Below are 18,301 nucleotides of genomic sequence, written 5' to 3'. Positions count from 1 at the left end.
AGGCAAGCCGATCACCGAAAAGATCTTCTCCATCGGTGGTCCTCCGTGGCCGGCCGGGTTTGCACGGGGGGACAAGCGGCACGGACACGGAGGCCTGCGGATTCGCTCAGGGACCGGGGCGAACGCCGCTATCCTGCCTGTCCGAGGAGCCGACCATGCCCAGCCCGCAGACGCCCCTTCCTTCCGGTTTCGGTCCCGCCACCACGGCCCGCGAGGTGCTGCGGGGGCTGGATCTCACGGGCCGGGTGGCCGTGGTGACGGGCGGCTCCGCGGGGCTGGGGCTGGAGACGACCCGGGCCCTGGCGGAAGCCGGGGCCACGGTGGTGGTGCCGGCCCGGAACGCGGAGAAGGCCCGCGCGGCGGTGGCAGGCCTTCTCCGCGTAGAGGTGGCCCCCATGGACCTGCTGGATCCGGCCTCGATCGACGCCTTCGCGGTGGAATTCCTGAGCACGGAGCGGCCCCTGGCCATGCTCATCAACAACGCCGGCATCATGGCCACGCCCCTCACGCGGGACGCCCGGGGCTATGAGGCCCAGTTCGCCGCGAACCACCTGGGCCACTTCCAGCTCACGGCGCGGCTCTGGCCGGCGCTGCTGGCCGCCGGGTCCATGGCCGGAGGCGCGCGGGTGGTGGTGCTCTCCTCCCGGGGCCACCAGCGGGCCGGGGTGGACTTCGACGATCCGCACTTCGAGCGCCGGCCCTACGACAAGTGGCAGGCCTACGGCCAGGCCAAGAGCGCCAACGTGCTCTTCGCCGTGGGCCTCGACCGGCGCGGGGAGGCTCGCGGCGTCCGCGCCTTCGCCGTGCATCCCGGCGTGATCCTCACGGACCTGGGCCAGCACATGACGGACGAGGACCGGCAGGCCTTCGGGCTGACGGCGGCGGACGGCCCCGGCACCGTGCCCGCGGGCCGCTCCGTGGCCGAGGGCGGCGACTTCAAGAACGCTCAGCAGGGCGCCGCCACCAGCGTCTGGTGCGCCACCAGCCCCCAGCTCGCGGGCCGGGGCGGCGTCTACTGCCAGGACTGCGACGTGGCGCCCATCCTGCCGCCCGGCGCCCCCGGCACCGTCGGCGTCCGCCCCCACGCCATCGACCCCGACGCCGCCGAGCGCCTGTGGACCCTGAGCGAGCGGCTCACGGGCGTGCGGTTCGCGGGGTGAGCGCTTGGCCAGTGATGGCCGGGCCAGAAAGACAAGGGAACCAGTGATGAACGGTGATGAACGGTGATGGAATGGGTCCGATCACCGTTCATCACCGGTTCATTCAGTTTTTTGTCTTGATCAGTGTTTATCAGCCTTTATCGGTGTTCTGTTCTTGCCTTCCACGGGTGTGGATGCAGCGGCGAGCTGGGCTTCGGTGAGGCCGAAGAGGGGGGCGACGGGGCGGCCGCGGAGGCTAGCCATGAGGTAGAGCTGGCCGCGGTGGTGGGCCTCGTGCTCGGCCATGGCGCGGAGCCACTTCCATGTGGCCATGGAAGCCCCGGCCGGGTTCACGCAGGGGGCCAGCAGGTCCGCGTCCGTGAGGGTGCCGAAGATGGCCAGGGACTCGGCGTGGCAGACGTCCAGGTAGGCCCGCACGCCGTCCAGGCCCGCGGCCAGCCCCCCTGAGAGTTCAACCCCGTGGCCCGGGTAGGCGCTGGGGCGGCCCTGCACGTTCTCCGCGTACATGAAGCGCTCCAGCCCCGCCAGGTGGCGGAACAGGTCGCCGAAGGTGAAGGCCCCGGGCGCCGGCGCCCACTCCAGGTCCTCGGGCCTCAGCGCCTCCAGCACCCGCATCGTGCGGGACCGGGCGTTGCGCCAGTAGGCGAGGAAGGAGGGGGTGTCCTGGAGCATGGAGATCCTTGTGGCCATGGCCTAGCCACAACAGAAGGATGCCGGTGTTCTTTATGGCAGGGCCTCCGGAGGGGTGGGGCCATCCTAGCGGGAGCAGTCGGGCGTGGGGTAGGACCGGCGAAAAGCCTGTGAACGCGGAGGATGGCCGAGGCATGAAGGGAGCAGAGAATGCCTGGAACCGGAAGCCGCTGCTGTGATCCCCTTCATCCTCTGCATCCCTGTGCATCAAGGCTTTGGGAACAGGGATAGAGGGATGGAAGAGATACGTCAAGGAAAGTCGTTCTCCGCAGCCCTTGGCTACTCGGCCGGCCCCTGCGTGCCCAGGTCCTTCTCCAGGAGTTAGGAAAAGCATTGGATCAGCAGTCGAGTCAAGATGCTGTCAACCATAAAAAAACGTTGTTTGCGGATGAACCAAAATCAATATAGGAATTAAACCATCCACCGCTTTTTCGATTTTGACTGATTGGTTGACGGAAGTTTTTTGGTGCGTCTGCTTCCGGTCGTTCCGGATTTTCGCATGCGAGCCAAAGTTCTAAGTCATTCAAAGAGGTGGCATAATCAAACGACCACAGAGTGTAGTGATCGGGATGGGCTGGAGATTCTTCGCAGCGACCAAAACCTTGCTTTGAAGGTTTTGCAGGTCGCAGGGCTGCCGATGTCCACATTCAGAGGTGTTTTAAGGCGCCTGCATAAACGGATATTGATCTATATAAATTATTTTTTAACCCAATTAGGAATGTCCTGGTCTGAACGAATAAGAATGCTAATTCTTTTCCGTGTTGCATCGTCGATACCTTCAGAGCGCATAATGTCTGTAATCTTATCTAACAATTGTTGCTTTTTTGAGGGAGCAGTTCGCTTGATATCGTCATAAATCATAGCAATTTGATCAGTGGTAACCGAGTTACTATCTTGTTGGGCAAGAGCTTCTCTTAATTGTTTCTGATGGGCTGGATTCACCCAAAGGCAGTACTCATTCAGCAGCTCTTCGAGGTGTTCATCAAATTTTTCTTTTGTGCAAACTTCAGGAACCCAGTCAGCTGTTCCAATTCTTGAGAACAAATTCCCTGTCAACCAGCCTAACTTATGTTGAAAACTGTCATCAAGTTGGAGAATTTTGGCTTTCAGCAATTTGTCATAATGAGGGAGACTTTTAACTGGTATTGATAATGCTAAAAAAGCGCAATGGGGCTCAGACAGACCTGCCGCAGGCTCTTCGTGTAGATAGAAATACTCTGGTTCGTTGTTGTTTAGTATGCGTTCAATAAAATTTCGAATTCTACCTCGATTTTTTTCATCGCATATACCGTGCCGTTCATCCATTGGATCGTGTTGGAATTTGGCAATTTCACGCTTAAATACAATCGAAAAAGGACGTACAGCCGCAAGAGAGATATAACGGGCCTTGCAAATGTTTCCTGAATCGCCCCCAGACCTCGGGACCAAGTCGCATGTCTGGGTGAGCACCATAAAATAACGATAATCTACCCTGCCCTTGTGGTGTGGATAGTACTCTTGAAGAATTAATTCTATTTCATCCGTGCGTCGAATCACATCGCCTTGCATTAGCGATTTGTAGTCGGGTGTCTCTGAATATGTTATATGCACAGATGGGTTTTCCGGTTATTTGGTGTTAATCGCTTTAAGTAATTTGCGCAACGAACGTTCTTTGGTGTTATATTCAATTGTGATTGATTCGGCTGAGCAGGAAGAAATCAAAACAATTTCATGTGATCCCGAATTTGTTTCCCTAGACGAGGCTTGAGTCTTTACCTCATAGGAATCTGCCCTACTTCTATACTCCCCTTTTGGAGATGTGATATTTGAGTAATTGCCCAGTTTATTCATGTGGCCTCCGCACCTTCGACTTCCAAACCATAAAGAGATTTCATAACAGTTAAAGCCATTCTTTTGCATGAGATAGTTTTACCATCTAAAAAATCGGCTGCACTATCGGGACTCGAGATTTCTTTGTGAAAATTAAAATTCAATGAAACATCAGAAGTCTCATCACGAGAAACGATGAAATTAAGCTGAAAATCTGAACCATCAGCAATAAGGTTTCTTTGAACGGAGTTGGCCCGAACGACGTAACCACAACCGGCTAATTCTGAACGATCTTCAAAATTAAAAACCTTTGTTACGGATTCAGGTGGCTCATGTTCACGAAAATCAAAATTTATACCAACAGCCGAAATCGGAGTATGCACAAGCGTTCTAAGAATTTTAATTGCATAATTTTCCATCCGTATGAGCACTTCATCAGAATCAACTTTGGGGGCTAATACCAAGGCATCCGGTCTCCCGACAACGATTACGTTATTTAAATCATACCTGACAGGAAGGTTCGGGTTTCCAATTGGAAACTGCATGCCTATAAGACCTTCAAAGGCAAGTGTTTTTGTTAACCAAGCAGGATTTATAATCGCCTTGTTCCAGGAGCCAACAATAGCGATGGACCAATTATCTAGATTTATTTGCACGTTGTGCCTCTGTTTGAAACTCGTGGGGATTTTGTATCGAAACCGTCCTTGCGTCCTTCACCAATGGGTGCCGGAACCTGATCTCTGGTTCAAGGGTGGGATCATGAGTGGAGGAATGCTATCACACATGGAACCCCCTTCTCTGGATTATCCTCCTTGGCTTGATGAGCCTTGAATGGTTCATCGCACTACCTGTGTAACCGTCTCCCCGTCTGTTTGCATGATCCGCTAAAGCTCCCTCAGCCGTTGCTCATCCGAAGGGCGGCCACTTTTCCGGCGTTCTTCGTCTTTGTGAGCACTGGTTGATAGGCCCGCTTCTCCACCACGTCAGGCAGGCCATCCCATCCGGGATCATTGACCATTATGGGATAGAACCTCATGAGCTAGATTCCTCTGAAGGGGCCTAAATCCTGGAGCCAACTACAGGATTCGAACCTGCGGCCTGCTGATTACGAATCAACCGATCATCCCATCGGCTCCTCATGCCCGCACTTGGGGCAGAGCAGTACCTGGATGGGGTCCTTCCCCCGCGGCTTCCGGGTTTTCTCACCCATGGTGGGGTTCTTGCAGGCGGGGCAGGTGACGGGGACGGGCTTGTCCCAGGCGGTGAAGTCGCACTTGGGGTAGTTCACGCAGCCGTAGAAGACCTTGCCGAAGCGGGTCTTGCGGGGGCTGAGGCCGCCGCCGCACTTGGGGCAGGGGACGGCGAGGATCTCCTTCTTCACCGTCTTGCAGGTGGGGTAGTCGATGCAGCAGATGAACTCGCCGTAGCGGCCGTGGCGTTTCACGAAATCCTTGCCGCAGTTGGGGCACTTCTCGCCGATGGGCTCGTCCGGCGGCACGGGGATGCCCTTGGGATCGGCCTTCACGATGCCCTTGCACTTGGGGTAGTTGGGGCAGGCCCAGAAGGGGCCCCACTGGCCCTTGCGCAGGTTCATGGGCGTGGTGCCGCAGAGCGGGCACTCGGGCGCGTCCTCGGGCTCCTCCATCTTCTCGAGGTCCGCCGTGTAGTCGCACTTGTCCTTTTCATTCTCGGCGCTGTAGTTGGTGCAGCCCACGAAGAGCCCGTTGCGGCCGATGCGCTTGAGCAGCACGCCCGGGTGCTTCTTCCGGTCGCCGCACTTGGGGCACTTCTCGCCCGTGGGCACGCCGGCCTTGAGGTTCTGCATGTCCGTGCCGGCGGCCTGGAGCGCCTTCTCGAAGGGGCCGTAGAAATCGGTCATGGCCTTCTTGAAGGTGAGCTGGCCCTCCTCGATGCGGTCGAGGTTGCCCTCCATGCCCGAGGTGTACTTGCTGTCCAGCAGGCGCGGGAAGCCCTGGATGAGCAGCTCCGTGACCACCATGCCCAGCTCCGTGGGCTTGAAGCGGCCCTCGTGCTTCTTCACGTAGTCGCGGTCCTGGATGGTGCTGATGATGCTGGCGTAGGTGGAGGGCCGGCCGATGCCATCCTCCTCCAGTTCCTTCACCAGCGTGGCTTCGTTGAAGCGCGCCGGGGGCTTGGTGAACGACTGGTCGGCGTCGAGCTGCTCCAGCTTCAGGGCCTCGCCCAGCTTCAGGGCCGGGAGCAGGGCCTCGTCCTCGTCCTCCTCGCCATCCCGGGTGCCATCCTTGGTGGCGTCGGCGATGGACTCGGCGTCGCTCTCCGTCTTGTCGGCGCGGTAGACCGCCAGCCAGCCGGGGAAGCGCTCGATCTCGCCCTTGGCCTCGAAGAGCGCCGTCTCCTTGCCGACTTCCGCTTCGGTCTGCACCACCGTCTCGTCGAAGCGCGCGGCCTCCATCTGGCTGGCCATGGTCCGCCGCCAGATGAGGGCGTAGAGGCGGAACTGGTCGGGCTCCAGGTGCCCGCGCAGGCTCTCGGGCGTGCGGGCGACGTCCGTGGGGCGGATGGCCTCGTGCGCGTCCTGCGCCCCGGCCTTGCCCGTGTACACGCGGGCCTTGGCGGGCAGGTATTCCTTGCCGTATTTCTTGGCGATGAGCTCGCGGGTGGCCTCCACGGCCTCGGGGGCCATGCGGGGCGAATCGGTGCGCATGTAGGTGATGAGGCCCACGGGGCCTTCGCCGAAGTCCACGCCTTCATACAGCCGCTGGGCGTTCTGCATGGTGCGGCTGACGCTCATCTTGAGCTTCTGGGCCGACTCCTGCTGGAGCTTGGCGGTGGTGAAGGGGGCGGCGGGATTCCGCTTCTTCTCCTTCGTTTCCAGGCTGGTGACCTTGTAGGCGGCCTTCTCGAGTTTCGCCTTCAGATCCTTGGCCTGGGCGGCGTCCGCCACCCGGCGCTTGGTCTCCTTGTTGCCGAGCTGCAGGGCCTCGCCGCCCACCTTCACCAGCTTCATCCAGAAGGATGGCGGCAGCTTGGCGGCGAACTTGGCCTTGAGCACCCAGTACTCGACGGGGTTGAAGGCCTGGATCTCCTTCTCGCGGTCCACGATGATGCGCACGGCCACGCTCTGGACGCGCCCGGCGCTGAGGCCACGGCGCACCTTGTCCCAGAGCACCTGGCTCACCTTGTAGCCCACGAGGCGGTCCAGCACGCGGCGGGCCCGCTGGGCGTCCACCAGCTTCTTATTAATGGAGGTGGGCGCGGCCATGGCCTTCTGGATGCCCGCCGGGGTGATCTCGTTGAAGAGGACGCGGCTGACGGGCAGGCTCTTGGGCGGCTTGATGGCCTCCAGCAGGTGCCAGGAAATGGCCTCCCCCTCGCGGTCGGGGTCGGTGGCGAGCACCAGCTCGTCGGCGGTCTTGGCGGCGGCCTTCAGCTCCTTGACCACCTTCTCCTTGGCCGGGCTGATCTCGTATTCCTCCTGGAAGCCGTTCTCGATGTCGACCCCCAGCTTGCGCGGGAGGTCCCGGATGTGGCCCACGGAGGCCATGACCTTGTACCCCTTGCCGAGGTACTTGGTGATGGTCTTCGCCTTCGACGGGCTTTCGACGATCACGAGTTTAGTCACGGCACTTCTCCTTGGAGGGCAGGCCTCCCATTCACAGCACTTGGACATTCTCAAAAGCCAGGGGGCGCAGGGCCCGCCCCGGGGCCGCCCGAAAAACGCTATCCGCCCCGAACGGCCCCTAAGGATGGATCCTGGCCCTGCCGGTTTGTCAAGTGCGGGGGGGGAGGCCCAGGTCCTGCAACAGGCCCTCCGGGGATAGGCAAACCCGTGCAGCGCCTTCTCTTAGTAAAAAGTTTGGACCTTCGGCGGAAGGGTCCTCCGGAGACCCGGGGCACACCCAGAGGTCCTTGCCCAGGTCCAGGGCGAGGCGGGCGGTGACCATGGACCCGGACTGCCACCGGGCCTCCACCACCAGGACGCCCTCGGACCAGGCCGCCAGCAGCCAGTTCCGGCGGGGGAAGTGCCACTTCCGGGGCGGGGCCTCGGGCGGGAAGGGGGTGATGACACCGCCGCCGGCGGCCACCATGCGGTCCATGAGGGGGGCGTGCTCCGGCGGATAGGGATGATCCAGGCCCGAGCCCAGGACGCCCCAGGTGCCCGCGCCGCCCGGGCCCGCGTCCAGCGCCCCCAGGTGCGCGGCGACATCGATGCCCCGGGCCAGGCCGGAGATCACCGCCACGCCCGCCTCGGCCAGCACCTTCGCCCAGCCCCGGGCGCGGTCCCGCCCGTGCCGGCTGGCCTGGCGGCTGCCCACGATGGCCAGGCTATGCGTCCCGCCGGGCACCGGCGGGGGCAGGTTCCCCCGCACCCACAGGGCCACGGGGTAGGGCAGGGGCGCCAGCAGGGCGTCGGCGCCCTCGTCGCCCGGCAGCAGCAGGCGGGCGCCGCGGTTGAGGGCCTCCTGGCGCCGCCGGGGCAGGCTGGCCTCCAGGCGGACCAGGGCCGTGACCTGGTCGGGCGATATCGCGGGCTCCGCCCCCGCCTGGACCGCCGCCCAGGCTTCGGCCTTCTGGCGCTCGGGCCAGTCCAGAACCGTGAAGGCGAGGGCCCAGAGGGCGAGGTCCATGGGATTCCCGAAGGGAGGGCTCATCCTGGAACGGAAGTCCCGCGCCGCGCAAGAGAGTCGGCTCCAGGGGAGGGCGGGATGGCGCACCCATGGGCGCCTAACTCACTCGAGGGTGCCTGCTTTCAGGCTGGTCGCGGACCTCCTAAGGTTCCGGGACAGGGCTGTCTGGACAGCAACCAGCTTCCAAAGCCCCACCTTGGAGCCCGACATGCGATTCGAAACCCCTCTGCGCCTGGCCCGCCTGGCGGTTCTGGCCCTCTTCGCCCTCGCGGCCTTCCCCTCCCGAGCGGATGAACCCGTGAAGGAGGTCCGCCTGTACGCCCTCGACACCGGGAGCATCGAGCTGAAGGACCTCGGCGCCTTCTCGGACACCGGCGAGTACGACGGCAAGCCCGGGACCCTCGTCGCGCCGAGCTTCATCATCCGCCATCCCAAGGGCATCCTGGTCTGGGACACGGGCCTCGGCGACAAGCTGGCGGAAAAGCCGGACGGCCTCGATACCGGCTTCGCCCGGCTGGTGGTGCGCCGGACCCTGGCCGGCCAGCTGAAGGCCTTGGGCCTCACGCCCTCGCAAGTGACCCATGTGGCCTTCTCCCACTTCCACTTCGACCACACGGGCAATGCCGCGCTGTTCGGCGCTGCCACCTGGATCATCAACCGCCAGGAGCTGGCCTGGGCGCTGAGTGAACCCACCCCCTTCGGAGCCGATCCCACGTCCATCAGCGGCTACAAGACGGCCAAGACCCAGCTGATCGACGGAGACTACGACGTGTTCGGCGACGGCACCGTCCGCATCCTCAAGGCCCCGGGGCACACGCCGGGCCACCAGGTGCTGATGGTGAAGCTCAAGAACGCCGGCACCTTGATCCTCTCCGGCGACCTGTACCACACGAACGAGAATCGGACGCACCGTCGCGTTCCTGGGTTCAACACCGAACGGGCCGACTCCCTGGCCTCCATCGACCGCATCGAGCGGATCATCGCGAACACCAAGGCGCGCTTCGTCGTGCAGCACTCCGAAGCCGACTTCCGGGCCCTCCCCGCGTTCCCCGCCTACCTGGACTAAAGCCGGGCCCGCCGGGCGGCGACCGAACTACCAGCGGGTGGGGCCGGGGGTACCCGAGTCGATCCCCCATCGGCAAGCCCTTTCCTCTTGCATTTTCCGGGCCCGTGATTACACTGGGTCTCTTGGCTATTTCCCTTTCCGGCCCGTGAGGTTCCCATGTCCCGTCAGTGCGAAGTCTGTGGCAAGAAGCCCCAGTTCGGGAACAACGTCTCCCATTCCAACAACGTCACCAAGCGCCGCTGGAATCCGAACATCCAGCGCGTGCGCGCCCTGGTGGGCGGCGCCCCCAAGCGCCTGCGCGTCTGCACCTCCTGCATCCAGGCCGGCAAGGTCCTGAAGGCGGTCTAGGGCTTTTCTCGATACGCGAAGCGGCGGCCGACCGGCCGCCGCTTCGCGTATGGGCGCGGTGCGCCTGTCAGACTGATCCCATGCTGCTCGCCCTCGACACCACCACGGAAATCCTGCACCTGGCGCTGATCCGGGGGGACCACGCGTGGACGCGGCGGGTGGTCTCGAGCGTGGGACGGGGGCACAGCGAGCGCCTGATTCCAACCCTGGACGCGCTCATGGCCGAGGCCGGCGCCGCCCCGGGCGACCTCACCGGCGTGGCCGCCTGCCTGGGCCCCGGGGGCTTCACCAGCCTGCGCATCGGCGTGGCCACGGCCGAGGGCTTCGGCCTCACGGGCCTGCCCACCTGGGGCTTCTCCGCCTTCGCGCTGCGGGCCGAAGCCCTGCGCCAGGCCCAGGTGACCGGACCTCTGTGGATCCTCCTGGACGGCCAGCGGGGCGAGGCCTTCCACCAGCGCTGGGGGGCGGAGGGCCCTTCGGAAGCCGCCGCTAAGCATCCCCTGGCCGACCTGCCCGGGCGCGTGGGCGAGGAGGCCTGGTGGGCGCCGGAGGCCTTCGCGCCCAAGGTGGCGACCATGCTGCCGGACCACCGCATCGCGCTGGCCGACGAGGGCGCGGCCACGCTGGCGGGCCTGGTGGCGCTGGCGCGGGGGGTGTCCCAGGGCGCGCCGGAAGCGCCCCTCAAGCCCTTCTACCTGCGGGAGACCGACGCCGAGGTGAACTTCCCCCACGCCGCCGCCCACCTGCCGGAAGCCCTGCGGAAGGGCGTGGCGCGATGACCCGGCCCCACGCGGTCCACCGGCTCCTGGAGGGGGCCGAGCTGCCGCCCTGGGTGGTGGCCCTGGACCGCGAGGCCTTCGGGGAGCCCTGGGGCGACCTGGCCGGCCACGAGGCCCTGTGGATGGTGCCGGAGGTGGGCTTCGCCCTGTGGTCGCGGGCGCCCCGGGCGGGGGAGGCCGAGCTGGTGCGGATCGTCGTGGCCCCGGCGGCCCGCGGCCGAGGCCTGGGCCGGGCCCTGCTGATGACCAGCCAGCGGGAGCTGGCGGCGGACGGGATGGACCGCCTGTACCTGGAGGTGCGCCCCTCGAACGAGGCCGCCGTGCGGCTCTACGAGGCCTGCGGCTGGTCGCCCTGCGGCCGGCGCCCCCGCTACTACGCCGACGGCGAGGACGCGCTGCTGTACCAGCGCCTGGGCTGAGCCGGGCCGGCGGAACCGCGGGCCCAAAAAGAGGACGGAACAAAGCGTTCCCTCGTGCATCCCTTCCTGTGAGCCGCTGAATCAGGCGGACTCACCTGGGAGAAGTCATGAAGATCACTCGAACCCCACTCGCCCTGCTGGCGCTCGCCGCCTTCGCCCCCGCCTTCGCCGGGGACGCCGGTTCGATGCCCGCCCATGCCCCCTCGGCCTGCCAGATGGCCTCATGCACCATGGACATGGCGGACATGGCGAAGGCCGTCCACGACGCGTCCGCTCCGGAGGCGACCGGCTCCTGGTACCTGCCGACCTGGGAGGAGGCGAACGCCGCGTCGAACGGCGTCATGGCCTGCGATGAGACGCGGAGCACCGCGGCTCCGGCGAAGCAGGACGGCGCGGCCGACCTGAAGGCGACCGGCTCCTGGTACCTGCCGACTGCGGAGGAAGGCGCCGCCTCGGCGGCGAATCCCATGGCCTGCTGCGAGACAGCCTGCCCCATGGACCAGGCCAGCCACGCCAAGCCCACCCCTGCCGAAAATCCCGTCGACGCCTGGTACTTGCCGTCCTGATCCGTCCCGTGCTTTGGTGGAATGGCCCGCTCCGCCACCGTTCCGGCCGCCCTTGCGGGGGCGCCGCGCGGGGTTGATGCCCAGGGCAGGCGCGTCGAGGACGGCATGCAGGACATCCCTTGGACCTGACATCGGAATCTCTGGTGGAGGCGCATCTTGACGCGGTGTACGCCTATGCCCGGGCGAAGCTCCGCCAGGAGGATCTCGCCCGGGAGCTCGTGCAGCGGACCTTCCTCAAGGCCTTCGAGAAGCTCAGCCAGCTTCGGGACGCCCTGGCGGCCCGCGGCTGGCTGCTGTCCATCCTCCGCCACGAGATCGCCATGGAGTTCCGGGCCAGCGCCCGGTTCGAGGTCTGGGACGACGAGGCCTTCGAGAACCTTCCGGGCCCCGAGGTCGACGAAACCGTGGACCCTTCGCTGCTCGCGGCGCTGCCCGCCGCCCTCGACCGGCTTCCCGAGGCGGCACGGTCCATCCTGCTCCTGCGATACCAGCAGGAGCTTCCCTACGACCAGATCGGCAGCCTCCTGGACCTTCCCCTGGGCACCGTCCAGAGCCGGATTCACCGGGCCAAGGCGGCCCTGAAGGCAGCCATGGCGGAAGAAGGGATCTCCGTGAAGGGAGGTGCGGTATGACCCGGAACACGGCCCCCACCCCTGGGTTCGACCAGCAGCTCAAGGACACCCTGCGCCCCGGTGCCGCCCCCGACGACCTTCGGCGCAGCCTGCTGCGCGGGGCCGGGACGCGGCGTTCGCGCTGGACGTGGCCGGCCCTGGGAATCGCCGCCCTGCTGATGGTCCTCCTGGGCGGGGGAACCTGGGGGTGGATGGCCCTCGGGCGCGGCCAGGAAGGCTCGCGGCTCGCCCGGGCCTCGATCCAGCGGTACATGGAAGGCCCGCGCATGGAGTTCACCGCGGGGGCCTCCGGGCCGGATTCTGGTGAGCAGGGCCGGCGATGGTCCGCGCAGGCCGCCGGATTCTCCGCCGCGCTGCCGAAGTGCCTGGCCGGGCAGGCCATGAAGGGGGGCTGCGTGTGCGACATGGAGGCCTGCCGCGCTGTCTGCTACTACCTCCAGGATGGCCGCGCCATCTACGTCTTCGACCGCACCCTCCGGGGCCTGCCGTTCGGGTTCGACCAGCCGCGCAGACTCGCCTTCGAGGGACACCAGGCCCAGGCCTGGAACGAGAACGGCCGGGGGTACGTCCTCGTCGAGCCGCCGGGATGGGGCGGGCAGGGCTGAGCCGGCCGGCCCCGGCATACTGAGAAGGGGACTCATTCATCCTCAAAATTGTTGACCCATGGGTATTGACCAATGTGACTGGTTGGGTAATGTTAGTGAAACAGTCACATTCCGGGGCCCCATGATCGGCATCTCCAGACAGACGGACTACGCGGCGCGGCTGGTGCTTCACCTGGCCACGCTCGAGCCCGGCACGCGCGTCTCCATCGGCGAGATCGCCCAGCTCCGCCTCCTGCCGGAGGCCTTCGTACGGCGCCTCTCGGCCAGCCTCGTGAAGGCGGGCATCCTCCATACGGCCCGGGGCACGGGCGGCGGCATCAGCCTGGCGCGGCCGGCCGCGGAGATCTCGCTGCTCGATGTCATCGAGGCGGTGGAGGGCGGCATCGTCCTCAACCAGTGCCTCGACGGCAAGCACATCTGCCCGCTGTCGAAGGGCTGCCCCGTGCAGGGCGCCTGGGCCGCCGCCACGCAGGCCCTGCGCGATCACCTGGCCGGCGTGCGCTTCGACGCCCTGGCCCACGATTCCGAGGCGCACCTCAGCGCCCACCTCTCCCGCCACGCCGCCGTCCGGACGGCGGCGTCGGCCTGTAACGTCTCCTAGCGCTCCCACCCAACCCCCCCTGAAAGGAGGACACCTTGGATGTCCTAGCCCTGTCGCGCCTGCAATTCGCGGTCGCCACCTACTTCCACTTCCTGTTCGTGCCCCTGACGCTGGGCCTCTCGATGCTCGTCGCCCTCATGGAGACGCAGTACGTGCGCAGCGGGGACGAGGACTACAAGCGCATGGCCAAGTTCTGGGGGAAGCTCTTCCTCATCAACTTCGCCATCGGCGTGGTGACGGGCCTGACGCTGGAGTTCCAGTTCGGCACGAACTGGTCGCGCTACTCCGCCTACGTGGGCGACATCTTCGGCTCGCTGCTGGCCATCGAGGCCACGGCGGCCTTCTTCCTGGAGTCCACCTTCATCGCCGTGTGGCACTTCGGCTGGAACAAGCTGTCGAAGAAGGCCCATGTCACCGCCATCTGCCTGGTGGCCATCGCCTCGAACATCTCGGCCTTCTGGATCCTGGTGGCCAACGCCTGGATGCAGCACCCCACGGGCTTCATCCTGCGGAACGGCCGCGCCGAGCTGGCGGACTTCTTCGCCGTCATCACCCAGCGCTTCGCCATCCTGGAGTTCATCCACACCCTGGGCGGCGCCTACATCACCGCGGGCTTCTTCGTGCTGGGCATCTCTGCCTGGCACCTGATCCGCAAGCATGAGACGGCCTTCTTCAAGAAGTCCTTCCGCCTGGCGGCGGCCTGGACGCTGATCTTCGCCCTCTTCGAGATCGCCCAGGGCCACATGAATGCCGAGATCCTCAGCACCGCCCAGCCCACCAAGCTGGCGGCCATGGAGGCCCACTGGGAGACGGGCCGCAACGTGCCCATGCACCTGCTGGCCTGGCCTGACGCCGCGAACGAGCGCAACGCCGTGCAGTCGCTCTCCGTGCCCAGCGGCCTCAGCCTGCTGGCCACCTACTCCACCGGCGGCGAGGTGAAGGGCCTGAAGGACTATCCGGCTGACCAGCGCCCGCCCGTGCTGCCCGTGTTCCTCAGCTTCCGCGCCATGGTGGGCCTGGGCGTGCTCTTCCTGGCCCTGGGCCTCTGGGCCTTCCTCAAGCGCCACCACATCGAGGACCAGCCGCGTTTCCTGAAGGTGCTGCCCTGGCTCATCCCGCTGCCCTACCTGGCCAACGAACTGGGCTGGACCATCGCGGAGCTGGGCCGCCAGCCCTGGATCGTCTACGGCCTGATGAAGACCTCCGACGCCGTGTCGCCCCTGGCCACCTCGCAGGTGGGCACCTCGCTCGTGGCCTTTTTCCTCGTCTACGCGCTGCTGGGTGCCGTGGACATCTACCTGCTGTTCACCTTCGCCCGCAAGGGCCCTGACGCCGCGACCGCGGCCGCGAAGTGAGGAGTCGACCATGCTGGAATCCATCTGGTTCGTGATCTGGGGCGTGGCCTGGGCCGTCTACTTCATGCTCGACGGCTTCGACCTGGGCCTGGGCACGCTGTTCCCCTTCCTGGCCAACGATGAAACCGACAAGCGCATCCTCGTGAACGCCATGGGGCCCTTCTGGGACGGCAACGAGGTGTGGCTCATCACGGCGGGCGGCGTGACCTTCGCGGCCTTCCCGCGGGCCTACGCCATCATGTTCTCGGGCCTCTACACGCCGCTCATGCTGCTGCTCTTCGCGCTGATCCTGCGGGGCGTGGCCTTCGAGTTCCGGGGCAAGGTGGACAGCGCCCGCTGGCGCGCCACCTGGGACGCCTGCCTGGTGGTGGGCTCCTTCCTGCCCTCGCTGCTGCTGGGCGTGGCCTTCGCCAACATCTTCCAGGGCCTGCCCCTGGACGCCGCGGGGATCTTCCACGGCAACCTGCTCACGCTGCTCAACCCCTACGGCCTGCTGGGCGGCGGGCTCTTCGTGGTGATCTTCGCCGTGCACGGCGCCCTGTGGCTGACCACCCGCACCGAGGGCGACCTGCAGGCGCGGGCCGGCCGCATGGCCACCACCCTGTGGCTGATGGAAGCCGTCGTGGCCGTGGCCTTCCTCGTCCTGACCTGGTTCAGCACGCGGCTCTGGCAGAACGTGCTGGCCAAGCCCGTCCTCCTCGCGCTGCCCCTGCTGGCAGTCGCTGGCCTGCTGCTGACGCGGGTCTTCGCAGGGCAGGGCGCCTGGTGGAAGGCCTGGTTCGCCTCGTCGGCCCTCATCCTGGGCGCCGTACTCTTCGGCGTGGCGGGCCTCTTCCCCAACCTGCTGCCCTCCAGCCTGGACCCCGCGGCCTCGGTGACGGCCTTCAACGCCGCCTCCAGCCCGCTGACGCTGAAGATCATGCTGGGCGTGGTGCTCTGCTTCCTGCCTGTGGTGATCGGCTACCAGCTGTGGGTGTACCTGACGTTCCGGGACACCGTGACCGCCGAGAGCATCCGCAAGGGACCTGCCTACTGAACACGCTGGAACCGCGAAAGGCGCGAAAGATCGCGAAACAAGACTTTCCTTTTTTCGCGCCCATTCGCGTTTTTCGCGGTTGCCTGTCCCACCCCAAGACCCAAATGATCCCCTCCCGGGGAGACCTTCCCCGGGCCTTCCCAAGGAGTACGACCCATGAAGACCTACGTTCTGCCGGTGGCTCTGGCCGCCGGGTTGCTGAGCTCTGCCCCGCTCCAGGCCCAGGAGGGGCCGCGCCAGGAAAGCCCATGGATGGTGCGCCTGCGCGCCGTCTCGCTCCAGCCCGCGGACAAGTCCGACGCGGCCTCCGGGCTCCCAGCCGACGCCATCCACGTCAGCTCGAAGACCATCCCCGAGGTGGACATCAGCTACTTCTTCACGAAGAACCTTGTCGCGGAGCTGGTGCTCACCGTGCCCCAGGAGCACGACGTCACCCTGTCCGGCACGAAGATCGGCACGTTCAAGGAGCTTCCGCCCACCCTCACGGCCCAGTGGCACTTCCTCCCGGGCCAGACGGTGGATCCTTATGTGGGCCTGGGCCTGAACCTCACCCTGATCTCCGACGTGAAGCTGGCGGGCGGGGCCCTGGACCTCGACCGGACCAGCGTCGGCCTGGCCGCCCAGGTGGGCGTGGACTTCAAGGTGGCGAAGCAGTGCTTCATCAACCTGGATGCGAAATATGTGCAGATCCGCAGCGACGTGAAGACCGCCACCGGCGCCAAAGTCACCACGGTGAAGGTGGATCCGTTCCTGTTCGGGGTGGGCGTCGGCTACCGGTTTTAATGCTGTCCGAGGACGTAGGCTACACGCTGAGTCCTCGAAATCAGCTCAGGAGATGGGGATCGGCGCCTCGCCTGCGATGCGGGCGAGGCGCTCGTCCAGGGTGGTGCGGAAGGCGGCCACGGCGTCGTCGGCGTAGGCGCGGAAGTCCTGGGGAAGGCGCCGGTACCGCGCCTGCACCTGGGCCAGCACCCGGTCGCGGGCGGCCCTGAGCTCGGCCAAATGCTGGGGCAGGCGCTGGGGCATGCCCTGGGCGCGGGTGGTCTGCAGGCGCGCCTCGAAGGCCCGCCCCAGCTCCTGCAGGCCGGCCTTGAACCGCTCCAGCTCGAGGAGGCTGCGGGTGATCTTGAAGTAGTGGTGGCCCTTCACGGCGAGGGTGACGGTCTCGGGCACCATGAGGGGTCGGGCGAAGAAGCCCTTTACGAGGAAGCGCCAGTAGGCCCAGCCGTAGCGGGAAAAGGTCTGGACGAGGAGGGACCGGACGAAGGCCCGGAGCTCCATGGCGTGGAGCTTCCGCCGCGTGGCGCGGTGGGGCTTCAGGGTCTTCAGGAGCCGCAGGCAGCGATCGAAGTAGTGGTCCGGGTGGTAGATCTCCGCCAAGAGGCGCTTGTAGCCGTCGACGAGCTTGCGGGGTTCCATCTTCGGGCGGAAGTTGAGGCGCAGGTCGTGGGTGTTGTTGCCGCCGCCGGAGTCGCCCGTGAGGCGGCCCTCCGCCGCCAGGCGCCGGTGGAGGCGGGTGCGGGGCAGGGCGGTGAGCAGGCCCACCATGGCCGTGGGGATGGCGGCCTCCTGGATGAAGCGGGCCTGGCGCTCGAAGATGTCGCCGCGGTCGCTGTCGAAGCCCACGATGAAGCCGCCGCAGACCTCCATGCCCTTGCGCTGGATCGTCCGGATGCTGGCGAGCAGGTCGGCCCTGAGGTTCTGCTGCTTGCCGGCGGCCTTCAGGGCGCAGAGGTCGGGGGTCTCGATGCCCAGGAACACCATGTTGAAGCCGGCCTGGACCATCTGGTCCATGAGGGGCTCGTCGGTGGCCAGGTCCAGGCTGGCCTCGGTGAAGAAGGAGAAGGGGTGATGGTGCTTCCGCTGCCAGGGGATCAGCTCGGCGAGCAGGGCCTTCACCTCCCGGCGGTTGCCGATGAAGTTGTCGTCCACCAGGAAGAGCGGGCCGCGCCAGCCTTCCGCGTAGAGAAGCTCCAGCTCGTGGAGGAACTGGGCGGGGGCCTTGGTGCGGGGGCGGCGGCCGAAGAGCTCGATGATGTCGCAGAACTCGCAATCGAAGGGGCAGCCGCGGGAGAACTGCAGGGCCATCTCGGCGTAGTCCTTCCGCCGCACTAGGTCGAAGCGCGGCGCGGGCGTGCGCGCGAGGTCGGGCTTTTCCGCGCTGGCGTACAGGGGCTTGGCCTCGCCCCGGGCGTAGTCCTGGAGGAACAGGGGCAGCGTGACCTCCGCTTCGTTCAACACGAAGTGGTCCACACCCTCGATCTGGTCATGGCAGCTGGTGGGGTAGGGTCCGCCCGCCACCACCGGCTTGCCGAGGGCGTTGCAGCGCCGGACGACCTGCGCCATGGATTCCTTCTGCACGATCATGGCGGAGACGAAGACGAGGTCCGCCGCGGCCAGGTCAGCGTCCCGCAGCGGCGCCACGTTCAGGTCCACCAGGGAGACCTCGGCGTCGGCGGGCAGCAGGGCCGCCACCGTGAGCAGGCCCAGAGGGGGGAAGACCGCCTTCTTGCCGATGAAGGGCAGGGCGTAGCGCATGCTCCAGTAGGTGGGCGGCATCTCCGGATAGACCAGCAGGACTCTGAGTCCCAATCCCGCCCCCTTCCTGGTTCAGAAACCAGGACA

At 65.6% G+C, this 18,301-nt stretch carries 18 protein-coding genes and 1 tRNA gene; 12 read left to right on the top strand and 7 right to left on the bottom strand.

What is annotated here, in order from left to right; genetic code table 11:
* Positions 1–155 precede the first annotated feature (155 nt).
* A complete protein-coding gene (locus tag MLG87_RS06350; protein ID WP_243294347.1) occupies positions 156–1,160 on the top strand; it encodes an oxidoreductase in 1,005 nt (334 codons plus the stop codon).
* A gap of 120 nt (positions 1,161–1,280) precedes the next feature.
* On the opposite strand, the gene MLG87_RS06345 is transcribed toward MLG87_RS06350, so the two are convergent.
* The 6 genes from MLG87_RS06345 to MLG87_RS06320 all read right to left on the bottom strand — a co-directional run bounded on the left by MLG87_RS06345 (position 1,281) and on the right by MLG87_RS06320 (position 8,269).
* Positions 1,281–1,832, bottom strand: a complete 552-nt coding sequence (locus tag MLG87_RS06345) for a DinB family protein (protein ID WP_243294346.1) — start codon at positions 1,830–1,832, stop codon at positions 1,281–1,283.
* A 714-nt stretch (positions 1,833–2,546) separates the two neighbouring features.
* Positions 2,547–3,398 carry a hypothetical protein gene (locus tag MLG87_RS06340; protein ID WP_243294345.1) on the bottom strand — a complete coding sequence of 284 codons (852 nt, stop codon included), beginning with the start codon at positions 3,396–3,398 and terminating at the stop codon, positions 2,547–2,549.
* Positions 3,399–3,676: 278 nt separating this feature from the next.
* Positions 3,677–4,315 carry a hypothetical protein gene (locus MLG87_RS06335; protein WP_243294344.1) on the bottom strand — a complete coding sequence of 213 codons (639 nt, stop codon included), beginning with the start codon at positions 4,313–4,315 and terminating at the stop codon, positions 3,677–3,679.
* Positions 4,316–4,726: 411 nt separating this feature from the next.
* Positions 4,727–4,795 (bottom strand) — tRNA-Thr (locus MLG87_RS06330).
* A complete protein-coding gene (topA, locus tag MLG87_RS06325) occupies positions 4,780–7,263 on the bottom strand; it encodes a type I DNA topoisomerase (protein WP_243294343.1) in 2,484 nt (827 codons plus the stop codon). Before topA ends, MLG87_RS06330 begins: the two co-directional genes overlap by 16 nt.
* A gap of 148 nt (positions 7,264–7,411) precedes the next feature.
* Positions 7,412–8,269: a DNA-processing protein DprA gene (locus MLG87_RS06320; RefSeq protein WP_243294342.1), complete on the bottom strand. Its 858-nt coding sequence runs from the start codon at positions 8,267–8,269 to the stop codon at positions 7,412–7,414.
* Positions 8,270–8,477: 208 nt separating this feature from the next.
* On the opposite strand from MLG87_RS06320, the gene MLG87_RS06315 reads away from it, so the two are divergent.
* The 11 genes from MLG87_RS06315 to MLG87_RS06265 all read left to right on the top strand — a co-directional run bounded on the left by MLG87_RS06315 (position 8,478) and on the right by MLG87_RS06265 (position 16,459).
* The gene (locus MLG87_RS06315) at positions 8,478–9,335 is read left to right on the top strand and encodes an N-acyl homoserine lactonase family protein (RefSeq protein WP_243294341.1); all 858 of its coding nucleotides are present in this window, start codon (positions 8,478–8,480) and stop codon (positions 9,333–9,335) included.
* Between the two features lie 156 nt (positions 9,336–9,491).
* Positions 9,492–9,683: a 50S ribosomal protein L28 gene (rpmB, locus tag MLG87_RS06310; RefSeq protein ID WP_243286606.1), complete on the top strand. Its 192-nt coding sequence runs from the start codon at positions 9,492–9,494 to the stop codon at positions 9,681–9,683.
* Between the two features lie 80 nt (positions 9,684–9,763).
* Positions 9,764–10,462, top strand: coding sequence for a tRNA (adenosine(37)-N6)-threonylcarbamoyltransferase complex dimerization subunit type 1 TsaB (gene tsaB / locus MLG87_RS06305; protein ID WP_243294340.1), 699 nt, complete (start codon positions 9,764–9,766; stop codon positions 10,460–10,462).
* The gene (locus MLG87_RS06300) at positions 10,459–10,881 is read left to right on the top strand and encodes a GNAT family N-acetyltransferase (protein WP_243294339.1); all 423 of its coding nucleotides are present in this window, start codon (positions 10,459–10,461) and stop codon (positions 10,879–10,881) included. The genes tsaB and MLG87_RS06300 overlap by 4 nt, the downstream gene beginning before the upstream one ends.
* Before the next feature lie 107 nt (positions 10,882–10,988).
* Entirely contained in the window at positions 10,989–11,447 is a 459-nt protein-coding gene (locus tag MLG87_RS06295; protein WP_243294338.1) for a hypothetical protein, read from the top strand.
* A 119-nt stretch (positions 11,448–11,566) separates the two neighbouring features.
* Positions 11,567–12,079, top strand: a complete 513-nt coding sequence (locus MLG87_RS06290; RefSeq protein WP_243294337.1) for an RNA polymerase sigma factor — start codon at positions 11,567–11,569, stop codon at positions 12,077–12,079.
* Positions 12,076–12,684, top strand: coding sequence for a hypothetical protein (locus MLG87_RS06285; RefSeq protein WP_243294336.1), 609 nt, complete (start codon positions 12,076–12,078; stop codon positions 12,682–12,684). The genes MLG87_RS06290 and MLG87_RS06285 overlap by 4 nt, the downstream gene beginning before the upstream one ends.
* A 121-nt stretch (positions 12,685–12,805) precedes the next feature.
* Positions 12,806–13,285, top strand: coding sequence for an RrF2 family transcriptional regulator (locus MLG87_RS06280; protein ID WP_243294335.1), 480 nt, complete (start codon positions 12,806–12,808; stop codon positions 13,283–13,285).
* A gap of 35 nt (positions 13,286–13,320) precedes the next feature.
* Positions 13,321–14,640, top strand: coding sequence for a cytochrome ubiquinol oxidase subunit I (locus tag MLG87_RS06275; protein WP_243294334.1), 1,320 nt, complete (start codon positions 13,321–13,323; stop codon positions 14,638–14,640).
* Between the two features lie 10 nt (positions 14,641–14,650).
* Positions 14,651–15,676 carry a cytochrome d ubiquinol oxidase subunit II gene (cydB, locus tag MLG87_RS06270; protein WP_243294333.1) on the top strand — a complete coding sequence of 342 codons (1,026 nt, stop codon included), beginning with the start codon at positions 14,651–14,653 and terminating at the stop codon, positions 15,674–15,676.
* A gap of 156 nt (positions 15,677–15,832) precedes the next feature.
* Positions 15,833–16,459, top strand: coding sequence for an OmpW/AlkL family protein (locus MLG87_RS06265; protein WP_243294332.1), 627 nt, complete (start codon positions 15,833–15,835; stop codon positions 16,457–16,459).
* A gap of 45 nt (positions 16,460–16,504) precedes the next feature.
* Here MLG87_RS06265 and MLG87_RS06260 read toward each other — a convergent pair whose 3' ends face one another.
* Positions 16,505–18,268: a B12-binding domain-containing radical SAM protein gene (locus tag MLG87_RS06260; protein ID WP_243294331.1), complete on the bottom strand. Its 1,764-nt coding sequence runs from the start codon at positions 18,266–18,268 to the stop codon at positions 16,505–16,507.
* Positions 18,269–18,301 lie beyond the last annotated feature (33 nt).

This window comes from Geothrix mesophila, assembly GCF_022808835.1.
Lineage (GTDB): Bacteria > Acidobacteriota > Holophagae > Holophagales > Holophagaceae > Geothrix > Geothrix paludis.
Note: the sequence above shows the minus strand (reverse complement) of the source record. Positions and strands in the feature narration are given on the sequence as shown.

Coding starts and splice junctions, on each gene's coding strand:
- MLG87_RS06345 (WP_243294346.1), bottom strand. CDS start 1,832: ATGCTCCAGGACACCCCCTCCTTCCTCGCCTACTGGCGCAACGCCCGG.
- MLG87_RS06350 (WP_243294347.1), top strand. CDS start 156: ATGCCCAGCCCGCAGACGCCCCTTCCTTCCGGTTTCGGTCCCGCCACC.
- rpmB (WP_243286606.1), top strand. CDS start 9,492: ATGTCCCGTCAGTGCGAAGTCTGTGGCAAGAAGCCCCAGTTCGGGAAC.
- MLG87_RS06300 (WP_243294339.1), top strand. CDS start 10,459: ATGACCCGGCCCCACGCGGTCCACCGGCTCCTGGAGGGGGCCGAGCTG.
- MLG87_RS06315 (WP_243294341.1), top strand. CDS start 8,478: ATGCGATTCGAAACCCCTCTGCGCCTGGCCCGCCTGGCGGTTCTGGCC.
- MLG87_RS06320 (WP_243294342.1), bottom strand. CDS start 8,269: ATGGACCTCGCCCTCTGGGCCCTCGCCTTCACGGTTCTGGACTGGCCC.
- cydB (WP_243294333.1), top strand. CDS start 14,651: ATGCTGGAATCCATCTGGTTCGTGATCTGGGGCGTGGCCTGGGCCGTC.
- MLG87_RS06295 (WP_243294338.1), top strand. CDS start 10,989: ATGAAGATCACTCGAACCCCACTCGCCCTGCTGGCGCTCGCCGCCTTC.
- MLG87_RS06280 (WP_243294335.1), top strand. CDS start 12,806: ATGATCGGCATCTCCAGACAGACGGACTACGCGGCGCGGCTGGTGCTT.
- MLG87_RS06285 (WP_243294336.1), top strand. CDS start 12,076: ATGACCCGGAACACGGCCCCCACCCCTGGGTTCGACCAGCAGCTCAAG.
- tsaB (WP_243294340.1), top strand. CDS start 9,764: ATGCTGCTCGCCCTCGACACCACCACGGAAATCCTGCACCTGGCGCTG.
- MLG87_RS06340 (WP_243294345.1), bottom strand. CDS start 3,398: ATGCAAGGCGATGTGATTCGACGCACGGATGAAATAGAATTAATTCTT.
- MLG87_RS06265 (WP_243294332.1), top strand. CDS start 15,833: ATGAAGACCTACGTTCTGCCGGTGGCTCTGGCCGCCGGGTTGCTGAGC.